3 protein-coding genes are annotated in these 3,050 nt (G+C 69.9%); all 3 read left to right on the top strand.

All coding sequences use genetic code 11. The features are described 5' to 3' along the window. On the top strand, positions 1–1,180 hold a 1,180-nt coding region (locus WAN02_RS23360; protein WP_422266842.1), incomplete at its 5' end, for a UDP-N-acetylmuramoyl-tripeptide--D-alanyl-D-alanine ligase. Then, positions 1,177–2,259 (top strand): phospho-N-acetylmuramoyl-pentapeptide-transferase, encoded by a 1,083-nt coding sequence (gene mraY, locus WAN02_RS23355; RefSeq protein ID WP_422266840.1) that lies wholly within the window; start codon positions 1,177–1,179, stop codon positions 2,257–2,259. The genes WAN02_RS23360 and mraY, both read left to right, overlap by 4 nt. Before the next feature lie 71 nt (positions 2,260–2,330). After that, a partial coding sequence (murD, locus tag WAN02_RS23350) for a UDP-N-acetylmuramoyl-L-alanine--D-glutamate ligase (protein WP_422266838.1) occupies positions 2,331–3,050 on the top strand: 720 nt, incomplete at its 3' end.

The following is a 3,050-nucleotide window of genomic DNA, read 5'->3' as shown; positions in this document are numbered from 1 at the left end:
GGCCAAGCTCGCCGCCGCGGTGGCCGCCGAGCTGGTCGCCGGCGGCCTGACGATCGTCGGAATCACCGGGTCTTCGGGCAAGACATCGACGAAAGATCTTCTGGCCGCGGTGCTCTCGCCGCTCGGGGAGGTGGTGGCGCCGCCGGGCTCGTTCAACAACGAGCTCGGCCACCCGTGGACCGTGCTGCGTGCCACCGCCGCTACCGACTACCTGCTCTTGGAGCTGTCGGCGCGTCACCGCGGCAACATCGCCGCGCTGGCCGCGATCGCTCCGCCGGCGATCGGCGTGGTGCTCAACGTCGGCACCGCACACCTTGGCGAATTCGGCTCGCGCGAAGCGATCGCGAGAACCAAATCCGAACTGCCGCAGGCCGTTCCGCGGTCGGGAGTGGCCGTGCTCAACGTCGACGACCCGGCGGTGGCGGCGATGGCCGAGGTGACCGCGGCCCGAGTGGTGCGGGTCAGCCGGAACCACCAGACCGACGTGTGGGCCGGGCCGGTGACACTCGACGAACTGGCCAGGCCACAGTTCGCCCTGCATTCAGCGGACGACGTCGTCGACGTCACATTGGCCGTGCACGGTGACCATCAGGTCAGCAACGCGCTGTGCGCGGCCGCCGTCGCCCTGGAATGCGGAGCCACCCTCGAGCAGGTCGCCGCGGCGCTGGCCGACGCGGGCCCGGTGTCGGGTCACCGGATGCGGGTCAGTACCCGCGCCGATGGGGTGACGGTGATCGACGACGCCTACAACGCCAACCCGGACTCGATGCGGGCCGGGCTGCAGGCACTGGCCTGGATCTCGGCCGGCACCGGGGGCGGCCCCGTCGGAAAACGCAGGAGCTGGGCGGTGCTGGGCGAGATGGCTGAGCTCGGCGACGACGCGATATCCGAACATGACCGCATCGGCCGGCTGGCGGTGCGATTAGATGTGTCTCGACTCATTGTCGTCGGAACAGGGAGGTCTATGAGCGCCATGCACCACGGCGCGGTCATGGAGGGAGCACGGGGCTCAGAGGGAGAACCAGAAGCCGCTCTCGCCGCCGACGCCGACGCCGCCCTGGCATTGCTGCGGGCTGAGCTGCAGCCTGGGGACGTGGTGCTGGTCAAGGCCTCCAACGCCGCCGGTCTGGGCGCATTGGCCGACTCGCTGACGGCCGACGGGCGGGGCGACACCCGATGATCGACATCCTCATCGCCGTCGGCATCTCGCTGGCGGTGTCCATCCTGCTGACCCCGATGCTGATCCGGCTGTTCAACCGGCAGGGCTTCGGCCACGAGATCCGGGAGGACGGCCCGCCCAGCCACAAGACCAAGCGCGGGACGCCGTCGATGGGAGGGGTCGCGATTCTGGCCGGCATCTGGGCGGGCTACCTCGGCACCCACCTGGCCGGCCTGCTGTTCAACGGCAACGGCCCGTCGGCGTCGGGTCTACTGGTGCTGTTCCTGGCCACCACACTGGGCGCCGTCGGATTCGTCGACGACCTGATCAAGATCCGCCGGGCCCGCAACCTCGGGCTCAACAAGACCGCCAAGACTGTCGGGCAGATCACCGCCGCCGTGCTGGTGGGCATTCTCGTCCTGCAGTTCCGCAACGACGCCGGTCTGACGCCGGGCACCTCCGACCTGTCCTATGTGCGCGAAATCGCCACCGTCACACTGGCGCCCGCGCTTTTCGTGCTGTTCTGCGTGATCGTCGTCAGCGCCTGGTCGAACGCGGTCAACTTCACCGACGGTCTGGACGGCCTGGCCGCCGGCTCGATGGCGATGGTCACCGCTGCATACGTGCTGATCACGTTCTGGCAGTACCGCAACGCGTGCGCGACCGCCCCCGGCTTGGGGTGCTACAACGTGCGCGACCCGTTGGACCTGGCGATCATCGCTGCCTCGACCGCGGGTGCCTGCATCGGATTCCTGTGGTGGAACGCCGCGCCGGCGAAGATCTTCATGGGCGACACCGGATCGCTGGCCCTGGGCGGAATCATCGCCGGTATCTCGGTGACCAGCCGCACCGAGATCCTCGCGGTGGTGCTCGGCTCGCTGTTCGTCGCCGAGATCGTCTCGGTGGTGGTGCAGATCCTGGCTTTCCGGACGACCGGTCGCCGAGTGTTCCGGATGGCGCCATTCCACCACCATTTCGAGCTGGCCGGCTGGGCCGAAACCACGGTGATCATCCGGTTCTGGCTACTCACCGCGATCAGCTGCGGCCTGGGCGTGGCGCTGTTCTACAGCGAATGGCTCGCCGCCACCGGCGGCGGCTGAGATGAGATGAGTCGCGTCGGCGACGATCAACAGGGCAGTGCGATCCGAGAAGGTCGGGAGGAGCGGCGCCAATGAGTCCCGACCCCGCGCTCGAATCGCTCTCGGCCGGAGCGCCGGTGCTGGTCGCGGGAGGAGGCGTGACCGGCCGTGCGGTGTTGGCGGCGCTGAGCAGGCTGGGCGCGACGGCGACACTGTGTGACGACGACCCGACCACCCGCCGGCAGTTCGCCGAAAGCGGGACGGCGACCGAGGATTCGGCCACCGCCGCCCAGCACATCGTTGACTACGACCTGGTGGTCACCAGTCCCGGTTTCCCGCCGACCGCGCCGGTGCCCGCCGCCGCCGCGGCCGCGGGTGTGCCGGTCTGGGGCGACGTCGAGCTGGCCTGGCGGCTCGACCAGGGCGGCCACTACGGACGGCCGCGGCGCTGGCTGACCGTCACGGGCACCAACGGCAAGACCACCACCACGTCGATGCTGCACGCCATGCTCATCGCCGCGGGCCTGGACAGCCGTCTGTGCGGCAACATCGGCAGCCCTGTGCTGGACGTGCTGCGCGAGCCCGCCGACCTGCTGGCCGTCGAGCTGTCCAGCTTTCAGCTGCACTGGGCGCCGTCCTTGCGACCCGAGGCCGGGGTGGTGCTCAACATCGCCGAAGACCATCTGGACTGGCACGCCACCATGGACGACTACGCCGCGGCCAAGGCCGGTGTACTGCGCGGTCGGGTGGCGGTGGCCGGGCTGGAGGACCCGCGGGCGGCGGAGCTGCTCGCGGCGGCCCCTGCGCCGGTT

The sequence above is a fragment of the Mycobacterium sp. genome (assembly GCF_049281135.1).
Classification (GTDB): domain Bacteria; phylum Actinomycetota; class Actinomycetes; order Mycobacteriales; family Mycobacteriaceae; genus Mycobacterium.
Note: the sequence above shows the minus strand (reverse complement) of the source record. Positions and strands in the feature narration are given on the sequence as shown.